Raw genomic sequence first — 14,987 nt, 5'->3', positions numbered from 1 at the left:
ATTTAGTGAAATATTAAGTGGTTGACTTGGGGAGAAAACAAAATATTGAATAATATTTTGTTGGTAAGAAGAGGTGAATTGTAAATAAATGTATCAAGATATATAGCTTTGGATGATAGAAATAGGGGAGAAGTAGTATAGTTAACTAGTATAGAATTTTATAGACAATAACATGGATTACTTAGAAGAATGTAGAATTTAATATTAAGTAAAGGAGTGAAGTAAAGTGGGCTTTATGGGTAAGCTTATAAAAAATGCAGGAAGTATAGCAGGAACTGTTGCTGAATATGGTCTGAAGGCAACGGGAGAAGTAATAGGTATGGTAGCGGAAGCGGCTGATAAGCCAGAACTTGCAGAAAAGTCCAGGAAAGTAGGTAGTGGTATAGGTGAATTTGTAGGTGGAACTACAAAGGTTATTGCAGAAGGAGCAGGTTTTGCTATGGACAAAGCTATAGAACTTGGCTCAAAGGCAGGTGGAGAAATAGGTGCAACTATTGCAAAATCTAAAGGAGCTAGTGATGAACAAATAAATAAGGCTAGAGCAGTAGGCAATGCTATAGGTGGAGGATTAGTAGGACTCGCTACGGGAGATTTAATAGGAACAGCAGTAACGGGAGTGGCGGCGGCTACAGGTGTAGCTAGTACAGGAACAGCTATTGCAACTCTTCATGGTGCAGCAGCAACAAAGGCTACCTTAGCAGCTGTAGGTGGTGGAGCACTTTCAGCAGGCGGTGGTGGCATAGCAGCAGGACAAGCTATTTTACATGGAATAGATGCAGCAACAACTGTAGCAGGTAGCATAGATGGAGTTATCCGTAGTAAAAGTGCCGAAGATAAAAAGAAATTAGAGGATAAGTCCAGGTATGTTAACTCTGACTATAAAATAATTGAATAGGTTTTTATTTAAATTTAAGAAAAGCAAGGAAAAACAGGAAAAGGTCTAATTAAATCTAATAAAAATGGGGGATAGGAATGAACAGTAACTGGGAAGAAAAGAAGATGAATTACTTAACAAAGCTAGAAAATTGCAATAATGTAATAGAGAAAGTATTCAGCATGGAAAAGTCTATTTCAATAATAGATAAGCAAGCACAAGAAAAGCTCAGAGTATTAACTGAGAATAACAAAGCCTTTATAAATAAACTAAACAAAGGTACATTCGAAGTAGCAATGATTGGTCTTGAGAATGTTGGAAAAAGCTCCTTTGGTAATGCTTTAGTAAAAAATAATGTATTACCTTCTAAAGCTTCTAGATGTACTTATACATCTACACAGTTAGAGTATGGAGAAGAAGATGCAGCTGAAATAGAATTTTATAGCACAGAAGAATTTAATGAAAACTTTAGAGAGTTGTTAAAGGATTTTAAAGTTGAAGACTTCAGAGCTGAGGATTTCAGTACTTTAAGTATACATAGAGTAGAAATGTTATACGATCAAATGAGTGAAAGTGAAAAAGTCTTCAAACAAAAAATCTTCAGTGATATCAAAGAGATTATTGAAGGAAAAGATATTATAAGAAAATTTTTAGATAAAGGTATAGAAACAATTTATATAAATAGAGGGGAGGTAGAGCAGGACTACAAATCATTCATAACAGATAATTACAAATCAAGAGCGGTAAAAAAAGTTATAATCAAATCAAGCGAATTAAAGGATACAAAAGAAATAAAAATATACGACGTACCAGGTTTTGACTCACCAGCAATACTCCACGAAAAACAAACTATCGAGAAAATACAAAATGCAGATGCAATTATTTTAATAATAGATGTTTGCAAAAATCCACAGTTAAATATAAATCAAATTCAAGTATTACTTAATGCTAAAGATAGAGATGGAATTCCTATAGAAGAGAAACTTTTTGTATTCGGGAATAAGGTGGATACCTGCAATAACATTATGGATGCTCTAAATAATATTGAAATTTTAAAGAATGATGTTATTGAGGTGTATAGAATTGCAAAAAGTCAAAGGGTATTGATAGGTTCAGCACAGGTTTATCTTGAAGAAAACTATATAATCCCGTCTGATGGAACTAAAGAAAAACTAAAATTGTTTAATATGAAAGATAGCATAGAAGAAATAAAGAATGAAATAAAAGAATACTGCAATACAGATAGATTTTATATTCTTCAAAACAGGATAGATAAAAATCTTGATGAAACAAGGGAAGTATTTAATAAAATTATAGCTGAAAATAATGTAAGCAGCGAAACTTTTTATAGAGAAGAACAGGAGTTAAGCGAAGAACTTAAAAATAAAATAATTCAAAACATAAAAGTAGAATTGTTAAAAGCAGAGGATTATTTGAAGGAGAAAATATATAACGATAACAACTTCACAAAAAACTTTAGAGCTTCAGTAGAAAGTATTTTTAAACCAATTACAAAGGAATTTGTTACAAATTATATCATAGAAAGAATCAGAAAAACATCTACAAGGGAACTGCCTATTGGCAGAGGAAACTATAGTTTAAGAGAAAAACTGTATTCAGAAGTTAGAGAGAATTTCCCTAAGGTCATTACTTCCCTTGCAGATGAGGAAGTTGTGATCTATTATGAGTATATTTTAAATAAGTTTTTGGAGGCACTAGAGGTTTCTAAAAGTAATAAATATTATAACAATATTAAAAAGTCCGTGGAAAGCTTTATTGAATCAATAACAAGCCAAGTATCTTATGACAGAAAAAATTTTAGTACTATTATAGATCATTTCTCAATAGACTTAATGGATATACTAATAAACTATCCGCTAGGTTCACCTGACAGAAAAAATAAATTCAAAGTTGCAGAACAAGACTTTTACAACTTAGCTACCTACTATGATCACAGTTTTAATAATAAGCCTAGTTACATGCATCCATTGATACGGGTGATATTAGCTCAAGAATCTCTAAATGAAGTAGAGTCTTCAGATGAAGTTTTAAACAATAAATTATTAAATACAATAAAAAAATATCCAACAGTTTACAATTTATATGATGAGGAAACCTGGAAAAAAGAACTTAGACCTTTTTCTACTGAAATATATAATAAAAAATTGAATATAAATACAGTAATTAGTAGAGTTGCATTAAATATGGACACACTAAATGGAATGGATGAAGCAAGATTAAAAGCTACTGCACTTATGTCTGTAAAAGGCAGCCTAAAAGCAGCTATAGATTATTCTGGTAATAATTTTGCTGGAGAAGAAGTTGCTGCTGATAACATTGGTATAAATAATAAAGATGAATACATTGAAAAACTGTTAGCAGAAGTTAAATTTTCAGAAACCATAGAAGAAGTAGTTAACGAAATCAATATAGATGGACAAAACCTAATAAATATATTAAAAAATGTTACTTTGAATGCTGCATTCCTTGAAAAGGCCTTTTTATCTACTATAAATAAGCAGATAAATCTTATCATAGACAAAATAGATGCAAATCAAAGTTTAGAATTTAGAAATTTCCTTGCTGAAAATATTGATAAAATATACTATAACAAATTTGAGGATATAAGAAATAGAAGGGATACATCAGAAACTAGACAAGAGATTGCAAAAGAACTAAGCCAGGTTGTGTCAACTATTTAGTATATTTATAAAGCAAGGGGGCGATTAAAGTGGAAAATTTCGGGATAATTTTCTTTATTAAAGGGATTTTTAGCACTAAAATTGGGGCTATAATCTTTATGATTGAATTGATACTATTTGTAGCAGATGTAGCTTTTTATACTTTAATTTATAAACATTTAGATAAAGTTAACAAATCTATAGAAAATCAATCTTTTGAACCTTTTAAAGATTTGATAGATGGATATGAAAAATTAATAAAAAAATCATCAAGTAATGTTAATACACAGTCGTATATAGAATCCTATTTTTCTAAATACAAGATCTTTGAGAAAATAAATATTCCCCTAATAAATATAGTTCATATAATACAGATGACCATATCTGCATTTATTCTTATGGGAGTATTGGGCACATTTACAGGGTTAACTGTGTCCCTAAACTCCTTAAAGATGAACGATATTACTACTGATGTTTCTAAGATAGGACCTATACTATCCGGTATGGGAGTAGCTTTTAATGCAAGTATAGTAGGTATAACTTTTTCTTTAATACTTACTGTGGCTACAAAAGTATTTAATGTAGAACAACTTCTTATAACCGTTATGTCAAAATTAGAAAACTACATGGATAACAAATTACGTACTGACAATTCAACAGAATTATTTGATCAAGTGACTGCTGCAGTGGAGAAATTGTCTAATTCCACACAGCATTCAATTGATCAAATGAAAGAAAGTATTTGTTTTTGTTTAAATAGTACAAAAGAGACTTTTGAGGAAGCTATAAACAATCTTTCACAATCAAATAACAGCACTATAGAAGCTTTAAATTCAAATATAAACAAAGTTGCAGAAGATTCTAAAGAGGCAATTATATGGTTTACAAATAACATGGCTTCTTCTAATAATAAGACTATAAGTGAATTAAATACAAGTGTTACTGTTGCTATGAATAGGTCAATAGAAGTAATAAAGGAGATATATGCTTCTGTACAGGGCTTTTATATATTTTCACAGCAATTTGAACAAGCAACTATTCATATGGGTACCTTTAATGAACAACTAAATTCATCTATAGAAAGCTTTGAAGGCTTGTTTAAGGACTTTAGTGAATTTATAAATGTATTTAATAAGGGAATGAATAGCCTAGATACGAAACTAGGGGTCTTAGATAGCTGTGTAAATGATGTAAATGATCAGCAGGGAAAGGTAGAACAAAGCTATAATTCTATATATGATAAATTAGGAAAACTAAGTGATAACTTCTATGCAGCTCTTAAGGATCAAAGCTACGTGCAGAAGACTTTCTTAGAACAAATTAAGTGTTCTTACGATGAGGTAGGGATAAAGTATATAGAGGGGGTAACTAATGTTAATGATACTCTTAAGTTATTTTCAGATAAGTTCACAGAAAATATGTCGGAAAATATTTTAAAACTATCTCAGTCTTTTGAAAAAGAAGAGGAATTTGTATCAAACATGAATGAAAAATACGAAAATCTTATAAAAAGCTGTGAAGATATTAATGGGGAATATATAAAGCAGACAGGCTTTGTAAGAGATTCCTTTAATTATATAGGAGAAAAATTCCAAGACGTATCATTATATTTTAAAAATATAGAAGAACGACAGGATAAGGTTATAAGCGGATATACTACGATTAGCAGTACAATGGAAGAAATTCAAAAGCATATAATTAATCATGGTGAAGAGCAGAGCAAAATATACTCTCAAGGTCAAGATAGTATGAAAGAATACTTTAAGGACCATGAAAATCTAATAAAAGATATTTCGCAGAATATAAAATACGTTAACGAATATGAAAAGGAAGTTGCTATTACCTATGAAGGAATGACTAATACTGCAGACAGCATTCAAGAAAAATATACAAAAGTTGTAGAAGAATTAAACGGGGTAACCACAATGTTGTTTCAAGTTACAGGTAGCTTAAATAATCTAAAGGATCTGAGCAGTACAAATAAAGAATTTAACCATAACTTACTTGAATTAACTAATGGTGTAAATCAACAAAATAATTTGATTAGTTATCTTACAGCTACCATAACAAATTTAACTCAATCCCTTGTTGAAAACAAAGAAAATAAAGAAAGTAAGGAATAAAATACTCAGGAAACCTTACCTGAGCATTAATTATAAAGGTGTGATAAAATGTTTACGAAATACAATAGATTAATAGGAACATCCAAAGAAGATGGTAATATATGGCGTACATTTACAGACCTACTCAGTACTATATTATTATTTGTACTTTTGTTTCTGGTTTTCAGTAATATCATAAAGCAGGGAGAAATAGATTTAACAAAGCACAGAGTTGAACAAATAATTGGATTGAGAGAAAGTATTATCGAAGACATGAGAAAATCTTTTAAAAATGCAGGATTGAATATCGATATTGATAAAAAGACAGGAGATATAATATTTAGTAGCGATGTTCTATTTGAATTTAATAAGTCAGAGATAAAACCAGAATTTAAAGATAGCCTTAACAAATTTATACCTCAATATGTGAAGGTACTTCTTTCCCCTAAATACTGTGACTCCGTTTCGGAAATAGTTATAGAGGGTCATACAGATGATGTAGGAGATTATAACTATAATATGGACTTATCACAGAAAAGAGCAAATAGTATTGTAAATTACATATTAAGTAATGAATTTAAGGATCTAGATGATTCAAATAAAGATATTTTAAAAACACTTATTACAGCAAATGGTAAGTCTAACAGCAGATTAATTAAAAATGCAGATGGTACAGTTAACAGTGATAAATCCCGTAGAGTATTGTTTAAGTTTCGCTTAAAGGACGAGGAGTCAATTAAGGAATTAGGGGAAATTTTGAAAAGGTGAGACAGTATTTTTAAATAGGTTGAATGTATTAAAGCCCTATAACTTTGTGGTTACAGGGTTTTATTTGTATTTTGATAAAAAAGTAAAAACAAGATATAATTAGCTATAGGCAAAATTCAATAAATAAATAATACTTACATAAAACTAATTAAATAATGCAAGTTTGGGGGACAACTATATGGCTAGTGGAAAAATAGAAGCTAATAAAGAAGTTTTACAAAAGGTTTTTTCTCAGGATTTTTGGTTTGTAATACCAGAATATCAGCGTTCTTATGTATGGCAGAAAGATAATGTATCGGAGCTTTTGGATGATTTGATTTTTGCCTTTGAAAATAAGCCGGAAAATGAATATTTTCTAGGTTCTTTAGTGTTAAAGAGAAAAGATAACAACGAATTTTCAGAATACGAAGTTTTAGATGGACAGCAAAGATTAACAACATTTTTTATGCTTATAGCTGTAATGAGAGATTTACTTCAGGATGAAGATTATAAAAATACACTTCAGAGTATGATATATCAAAAAGAAAATAAATTAAAAAGAATACCTTCCAGGCAGAGGATAACCTACGAGATAAGAGATAATGTAGAAGAGTTTATAAAACAATTCATAATAAGTAAAAATGGAACTTTATCTGAAGAGTTAAATGAAAAAGCAGAAGAAAATAACATTTCTATAGCTAATATGGCCATAGCTATGTTAACTATGAGAGATATGTTGAGAGAAAAAGATAACTTAGAAGAATTTGCAGGCTTTTTACTTAATAATGCCTTGTTTATATATGTTTCAACTGATAATACAGAGGATGCCTTTAGGTTATTTACCATATTAAATAATAGAGGAATTCCTCTAACCAGTGCAGATATCCTTAAGTCCTCTAATATAGGTAAAATAAAAGACAAAGATGAAGTCAAAAAATATGCAGCAATTTGGGAAGAGTTAGAGGGAAAGTATGGGGAAAACTTTGATAGATTTTTAGCTTTTATAAGAACCATGTTAGTTAAGGAAAAGGCAAGAGCTAATTTGCTGGAGGAATTTGAGACAAATGTATATAAAAAAGGTAAATTAGAGATGGGCAAGGAAACTATAAAGTTTTTAATGCATTATGACAACATATATGGTGAAATAATCGATTTGGAAAATCCGCACTTAAGTAATGAGTATAGAAATTTAATTACTATTATGAAATTAGGGCTGCCATCAGAGGATTGGATACCGCCGCTGATGTATTACTACAGTAAATTTAAAATGGAAAAGCTCATAGAATTTTTAAAGAAGCTTGAGTTTAAGTTTACAGGAGATTGGGTATGTCAGCAAAGTCCAACCTATAGAATAGAGGCAATGAACAGAATTTTAAGTGTTATTGAAAAAACAGATCAGAAGGATTTAGACAGCCTATTAGAGGATAAAGATTTATTTGGAATAGATATGGAGTTTTATAAACAATTAATAGATGGGGAAGTATATAAAAGAAGATTTGGAAGATACCTTCTATTAAAAGTGGAATATTTAATGGGAGATAATACAGTTCATCTGTCAGGATATAATACAATAAGTGTAGAACATGTGCTTCCACAGAATCCTGATGAAGATAGTAAGTGGGCTGAAGATTTTACTAAAGAGCAGAGATTTTACTGGCTGCATAGAATAGCTAATTTAGTGCTAATTAGTATGAAGAAAAATTCCAAGTTAAGTAATTTGGATTTTCAGGAGAAAAAAGAAAGATATTTAAAGCAGAGAATAGATGCATTTCATGGGAATAAAATATTTATACAACAGAATGCTACTTGGACACCAGATGTGCTGAAGGAAAGACAGAAAGAGATTGTAGAGATGTTATTGAAGAATTAAAACAGTATTTTTAAATAAACTGTACATATTAAAGCCCTATAACTTTCGTGGTTACAGGGTTTTATTTGCATTTTGATAAAAAAGTAAAAAGAAGCTATAATTATGTATATTGTAAGAAAAGCAGATAAGGAAGAGCATTATAATTTAAAGAAATATAGAGTACAGAGTGAAAGGAAGGATATAAATTGACAGATTGTATATTTTGTAACTACAACAAATCAGAAATAATAGCAGAAAATAAACTTGCCTTTGCAATAATGGATAAGTTTCCGGTAAACGAAGGTCATGCTTTAATAATACCAAAGAGACATTTTCCATTTTTCTTTGAAGCTACAGAAGAAGAAATAAAAGCTATATACAGCCTTATGCATGAGGTTAAAGAAATGCTGGATGTTCAGTATGAACCAGCAGGATATAATATTGGTGTAAATGTAGGTTATTATGCTGGACAGACAATAAAGCATCTTCATGTACATTTAATTCCAAGATACAAAGGTGATGTGGAAAATCCTAGAGGTGGAATAAGGCATTTGAAACAAGCTTTAGTGGAGTATGATGGATAAAGTAATATTTGTTTTAAAAAAGAGAAATATTGAATATTTAATGAATTTAAAGAAAAACACATAGTTAGATAAATTCAAATTAAAGCCAAGTGGGGGAGAGAAAATGAATTTGCTACCTAATGAAGAAAGTATTATTAAAGAAAAACAATTAGAAATATTAGGAATTCAACATAAAGAAATAGAAACGAAAGAATTCTTAATAAATAATAAATTAATAGTTAACTCTCAAGAAGGCAATCTGCTAAATGAGTTAAAAAGAAGTTTAAGCGAATGTGAAAAATTTTATTTTAGTGTTGCATTTATCAACTTTAGTGGACTTCAGCTTTTATTAGACTGTTTTAAAGAGCTAGAAGAAAAGGGTATTAAAGGAAAGATATTAACCTCGACATATCTTAACTTTACTGAACCTAAAGCATTGGAACGGATTAATAAGTTTAACAACATTGATTTGAAGGTTTTTATAGCAACAAAAGATTTAGGATTTCATACCAAGGCTTACATATTTGAAAATAAAGAGGAGTACAAAATAATTATAGGCTCTTCAAACATAACCCAACGTGCTCTAAAGAGTAATGTTGAATGGAATGTTAGAGTTGTATCTAAGAAAGATGACAGCTTTGTAAGAGAGGTATTAGAAGAGTATTTAAAATTATGGGAAGATACTGCTATTGTTAATGAAGAATTTTTAGATAGTTACAAAAACTTTATAAATGAGCTAAGAAAAGTAGAAAAGAACAAGAAAATAGATTTTGCAGATTATGAATTGATAAAACCTAATAATATGCAAAAGAGAGCTATGGATAACTTAAATAGATTAAGATGTGCAGGAGAAAACAAGGCTTTAGTTATTGCAGCTACAGGTACAGGGAAGACCTATATGTCAGCCTTTGATGTTATAAACTATAAGCCTAAAAAAATGCTCTTTCTGGTACATAGAGAGGAAATTTTAAGAAGTGCAGAAAAGACTTTCAAAAGATTGGTAAAGAATAAGAAAAAAACTACAGGGCTTTTAACAGGTAGTAGTAAAGATTTAAATGTTGATTACCTGTTTTCTACTATACAATCTATGAATATAAATCTTCAGCAATTTGAACCTGAGGAATTTGAATATATTATTATAGACGAAGCACATCATGCTTCTAGTCCGTCTTATCAAAAGGTTATGCAATATTTTAAGCCTAAATTTCTCTTAGGAATGACTGCAACACCAGAAAGATGTGACAGTGAAAGTATATTTGATATTTTTAATAATAATCTAGCTTTGGAAGTAAGACTTCGTGAAGCTTTAGAGTTAAATCTTGTAATACCTTTTCATTACTTTGGAATAACAGACATTGAGGGCATAGATTTAAGTGATACAAAATTGATGATATAGCAGAAATAACTAAAAGATTAAAAGTTAACGAAAGAGTTGACTTTATAGCTGAAAAGATGAACTTTTATGGCCATGACGGAGAAAAACGCAAGTGCATCGGCTTTTGTGTAGGAATTGATCATGCTCAGTATATGTCAGATGAGTTCAATAAAAGAGGAATAAAAAGTGTATGTTTAACTGGAGAAAATTCTCCAGAAGAAAGGGAGAGTTATATTAAAAAACTAGAATCAGATACGGATGATTTAGAAGTTATATTTACAGTGGATATTTTTAATGAAGGTGTAGATATACCAGCAATTAATTTAGTTTTAATGCTAAGACCAACAGATTCTCCAATAATATTTATACAGCAGTTAGGTAGAGGTCTTAGAAAACACGGGAGTAAAGAATTTTTAACGGTATTAGATTTTATAGGAAACCACAATAAAGCTTTCTTAATTGCAATAGCTTTAAATGGCTCTAGATACTATGATAAAGACAGCTTAAAAGTAGCAGTTGCTACTCAATTTGCTAATATCCCAGGCTGTACAAATATTCAAATGGACAGAATATCACAGGAAAGAATATTAGATCAGTTAAATGAAGAAAACTTTAACTCAATGAAATATTTGAGGGAAGAGTATTTGAAATTTAAAAAAATGAATGGTGGGAAAATACCTTATTTATTAATGGATTATATAAAATATGACGGTGCACCAGATCCACTAAAATTTTTAAATAAAGAAAAAACTTATATAGGCTTTGTTGCTAAGATGGAAAAGGATGAGGAACTAAAAAAATTATTAGAAGAGGAAGTATTTTTAAAAATACTTAAGGACCTTTCAAACAGACTTCCAATAAAAAGAATATATGAGTTTAGTATTTTAAAGTATTTATTGAACAATGAGAAGATAGATATAGAACAGGCTAAAAGTGAAATATTAAAATATGTTGATTATGTAGATAATGAAAGTGTGCTTCACAGTTTGAATTGTTTGAATGGAACTTATTATGATTCAGCACAACTTAGAAATAGTGTGAAATGCTTTGAATTAAAAGATGGAGTTTTAAGTGTTACCTGGGATTTTAAAAAGATAGTACAAAATAAAAAATATAGAGTATATATTGAAGATATCATAAACTATGCCATTATAAGATATGAAAAAGAGTTTGAAAATAAATATTATGGAATTCCGTTCTTTAAGCTATATGAACAATATCAAATGATAGATGCAGCACTTTTATCTAATTTTACGAAAATCCATAGTTCTTTCAGAGGACAAGGACTTGTTACTAATGGAAAAGAGTATTTTCTATTTATAGATCTACATAAAGATGAAAATATAGAAGAAAAAATAAACTATAAAGATAAATTTATAGATAGGCAATATTTCCAATGGCAAACTCCTAATAACACAGCTCAAAGCTCTGAAAGAGGAAAAAATATTATATTCAATAAAGATAGGGGTATTAATTTACATGCTTTTGTAAGAAAATACAAAGAAATAGATGGCATTGTGCAGTCTTATATCTACATTGGTAAAGGTGATGTAGTAGAGTATTATGGTGAAAAACCTATAACTGTGAAAATGAAGATGCAAAATGAAATGCCAGTAAGTTTATATACAGAATTTATCAAAAAGGTATAGCGATTTTTTGCTATACCTTTTCTGATACTAATTGCTCAACAGCAGGGATATCTGCTGGAGCCCATTTTAAAGAAGTTAAGTTATCTCTCTTCAACCATATCAGTTTAGAATGTTCATTAGCTGTAGGAGTGCCTGATACTAATTTGCACTTTACAGTAATTAAATTTACTATAAAAGTATCATATTCGTGAGTATTGTCATTAAATACATCAGAAGCCACCACAGTACAGCCTAACTCTTCTCTTATTTCTCTTTCTATAGCTTGGCTCAAATTTTCACCCTTCTCAACTTTTCCACCTGGGAACTCCCACATATTTGGTAGAGACATCTTTGGAGAACGAAGAGCACATAATATTTCATTATTGTCATTTTCAACAATAGCTCCAACAACTTTTATTAGTTTTTTCATTATTATAGCACCTCTCTTCTAGACAAGTTTACCACAAATCTATTTTACAAAGCAATTTTAGGTGAATAAATTAAGTATTTTGAAAAACATGGATTTAACACCTATGTTTTTTATTTACACTCTACCATATATTTTGATAAAAAAGTAAAAATACGTTATAATATGTATATATTACGCTAATTTGGTATTATTATTTAGTATTTTGGACAGGGGGATAAATTTATGCAGCTAAATGTTGAGCAAAAGAAATTAATTCAATCAAAACCTGCAGGTCACAGTCTTATTAGAGGAGTAGCGGGCTCAGGAAAAACTACAGTAGCTGTAAATAGAATACCATTTTTACTTAATCACTACTGTTTTGCATCAGATGACAAAATATTAATGGTTACTTTTAATAAGACCCTAATAAATTATATAAAATACATTTATGAAAAAGTTCAAGATGAAGATAAAGTTGATTTACAAAGCTTATTTGCAGTAGATAAGTCTAAAGTTGAAATTTATACAATAGATAAAATTATATTTGAGTACTATAAGGCTTATAGGCAGGCTAAAAAGTTAAATTGTAATCTGATTACTGGAAACACAAAATATACCTTAATAAACCAAGCGATTGCTGAGCTACATAAAGTTTATACAGATGTAGCAATATTAGATACTCGAAATTCAAAATTTTTATTAGATGAAGTGGAGTGGATTAAAGCTTGTAACTATATGGAGCTTGAGGAATATCAAAATGTAGACAGAATAGGCAGGGCAATGAGGAAAAATAATGAAAGTCCTCAAAAACTTATGAAAAATTCTAGAACAAGAGAGGCTATATTTAATTTAATGCTTCTTTACAGAAAAAGGTTAAAAGCAGAAGGTTATATTGATTTTGAAGATATGGCTCTTATTGCCTTACATCAGGTTAAGGCAAACCCAGTAAAAAGGTACACTCACATAATAGTAGATGAAAGTCAAGATTTAACCAGAGTTCAGTTAGAATTTTTAAAGCACCTTCAACTTGAAAAAGAATATTCAAGTTTCATGTTTGTAGCAGATAATGCACAAAGCATATATACTCATTCCTGGCTTGTAAAGGGAAGAAGTTTTACTAGTATAGGTTTTGATATGACAGGAAAAAGTAATATCTTAGCAAAAAACTATAGAACTACTACTCAAATATCGCAGGCTGCTTATAGTCTAATAGAAAAGGACACTAATATTGTAGAAGATGATAACTTCGTAAAACCTTCCTTAATAGACAAACAAGGTTCATATCCTATTTACAGAAGATTTATAAATGAAGAAGAACAGGATTCTTATGTAGTAAATCAAATAAGAACTTTATCAAAAAATTATAAGTATAAAGATATAGTTGTAGTAGCAAAAAATAAAAATCAGCTTATATATATGAAAAATTACTTTGATAGTGCTAAAATACCCAGCATAGTTGTAGGCAAAAGCGATGATGATTTTGAGAGCGAAAATGTAAAGTTGTTAACTATGCATTCTATAAAAGGTTTAGAATTTAAGGTGGTTATACTTATAGGTCTAAATGAAAGAGTAATACCTTATCTTTCTTATTCAGAACCAGAAGAGCAAGGGTTGCAGGAGTCTATGGAAAGAAAACTCCTTTATGTAGGGATGACTAGAGCTACGGAACAGTTATATCTTACAAGCAGCGGCAAACCTTCAAGGTTTATAGAAGATATAAATCCTAAGTTTTTGAGAATAAAGGACAAATGCAAATTGGCCAAGTTTTACAATATACCTTTTGAAAACTATGATTTTAAAGAAAATATAGTAGATTTATATTCAAATGAAGAGAAGGTAAGGCAATGGCTTTTAAAAGAGCTACAGGAAAATTATAAGTATACAAAGGAATTAATAAAGGTTGAGTATAAGGTAAACAGCTTTTCAAAAATGGGATTAGCAGATATTTGTGTTGAGATATACAGTAATGGCACTACTATTCCATATATAATTGCAGAAGTAAAGGCTCCGAGTACCCCGTTAGTTTCAGCTGTAAGTCAATTAAAAAGCTACATGAGTAATTGCAGCAGCTGTCAGTATGGACTAGCTACCAATGGAAGCGATTGCATTATAATAAATAGAGATTTTGAAAATGTTGGTGATATACCAGAATTTAATATAAATATGTTACCTCAAAGCCTTGAGAATCGTAAATATGTAGATTTAAAGCATGGGAAAGACTATATTATTACTTTTGATTCAGAAGTTATAGATGAGATTAATGTTAAAGAAGGACAGGAAAATGTACAGTATACAGCAGAAGAATTAGCCTATTTTAAAATATATAGCAGTATTGCGGCAGGCATACCTATTTTTATGAACGCGCAGTGTGAAGACACTTTAAGGCTACCAAAGTATTGGTTTAACAGCAGTGATGAATACTTTGTACTTAAAGTTAAGGGTGACAGCATGATAGGTGCAGGCATAGATAATGGAGATATGGTAGTTATAAAAAAACAGGATACTGCGGATAACCGTGATATAGTGGCAGCTGCAGTAGATAGTGAGAATGCTACTTTAAAAAGATTTATGAAGATGGGAGATAGTGTACTGTTGATACCTGAGAATGATAAGTATGAGCCGATACAGATTAGGAGTGATGAGGCTAAGGTTATGGGAGTTGCAGTGGGGATTGTGAAGGGATAGTAAACTATATGTATATTTAAAACAGGAAAAAGATTATGTTATTTTATAAACATTATGTATAGTTATGGGGGAGG

At 30.0% G+C, this 14,987-nt stretch carries 10 protein-coding genes; 9 read left to right on the top strand and 1 reads right to left on the bottom strand.

Going from position 1 to position 14,987, the window contains the following annotated elements; translation table 11 throughout:
* Positions 1–226: 226 nt before the first annotated feature.
* From CLMAG_RS28950 to CLMAG_RS34835, 8 genes are all read left to right on the top strand, one after another.
* On the top strand, positions 227–895 hold the full coding sequence (locus CLMAG_RS28950; RefSeq protein WP_066630856.1) for a hypothetical protein: 669 nt from the start codon (positions 227–229) through the stop codon (positions 893–895).
* A gap of 77 nt (positions 896–972) precedes the next feature.
* Positions 973–3,576, top strand: a complete 2,604-nt coding sequence (locus tag CLMAG_RS28945) for a dynamin family protein (protein WP_066630855.1) — start codon at positions 973–975, stop codon at positions 3,574–3,576.
* 29 nt (positions 3,577–3,605) lie between these two features.
* Entirely contained in the window at positions 3,606–5,678 is a 2,073-nt protein-coding gene (locus CLMAG_RS28940) for a MotA/TolQ/ExbB proton channel family protein (RefSeq protein ID WP_066630853.1), read from the top strand.
* A 48-nt stretch (positions 5,679–5,726) separates the two neighbouring features.
* On the top strand, positions 5,727–6,425 hold the full coding sequence (locus CLMAG_RS28935) for an OmpA family protein (RefSeq protein WP_066630851.1): 699 nt from the start codon (positions 5,727–5,729) through the stop codon (positions 6,423–6,425).
* Between the two features lie 178 nt (positions 6,426–6,603).
* Positions 6,604–8,274, top strand: a complete 1,671-nt coding sequence (locus tag CLMAG_RS28930) for a DUF262 domain-containing protein (protein WP_066630849.1) — start codon at positions 6,604–6,606, stop codon at positions 8,272–8,274.
* A gap of 185 nt (positions 8,275–8,459) precedes the next feature.
* A complete protein-coding gene (locus CLMAG_RS28925; protein ID WP_066630847.1) occupies positions 8,460–8,837 on the top strand; it encodes an HIT family protein in 378 nt (125 codons plus the stop codon).
* Positions 8,838–8,940: 103 nt separating this feature from the next.
* The gene (locus CLMAG_RS34840; protein WP_341421199.1) at positions 8,941–10,212 is read left to right on the top strand and encodes a DEAD/DEAH box helicase; all 1,272 of its coding nucleotides are present in this window, start codon (positions 8,941–8,943) and stop codon (positions 10,210–10,212) included.
* 56 nt (positions 10,213–10,268) lie between these two features.
* On the top strand, positions 10,269–11,840 hold the full coding sequence (locus tag CLMAG_RS34835) for a DUF3427 domain-containing protein (RefSeq protein ID WP_341421198.1): 1,572 nt from the start codon (positions 10,269–10,271) through the stop codon (positions 11,838–11,840).
* A 10-nt stretch (positions 11,841–11,850) separates the two neighbouring features.
* Here CLMAG_RS34835 and CLMAG_RS28915 read toward each other — a convergent pair whose 3' ends face one another.
* Positions 11,851–12,249 (bottom strand): (deoxy)nucleoside triphosphate pyrophosphohydrolase, encoded by a 399-nt coding sequence (locus CLMAG_RS28915; RefSeq protein ID WP_066630845.1) that lies wholly within the window; start codon positions 12,247–12,249, stop codon positions 11,851–11,853.
* A 222-nt stretch (positions 12,250–12,471) separates the two neighbouring features.
* Between CLMAG_RS28915 and CLMAG_RS28910 the strand changes: the two genes are divergently transcribed.
* Positions 12,472–14,913 carry a S24 family peptidase gene (locus tag CLMAG_RS28910; protein ID WP_066630843.1) on the top strand — a complete coding sequence of 814 codons (2,442 nt, stop codon included), beginning with the start codon at positions 12,472–12,474 and terminating at the stop codon, positions 14,911–14,913.
* The last annotated feature ends 74 nt before the right edge of the window (positions 14,914–14,987 follow it).

Origin of the sequence: Clostridium magnum DSM 2767 (assembly GCF_001623875.1) — a bacterium.
Taxonomy (GTDB): Bacteria; Bacillota; Clostridia; order Clostridiales; family Clostridiaceae; genus Clostridium_AM; species Clostridium_AM magnum.
The sequence above is the reverse complement of the archived record's forward strand: the minus strand, read 5'-3'. Positions and strand labels throughout refer to the sequence as shown.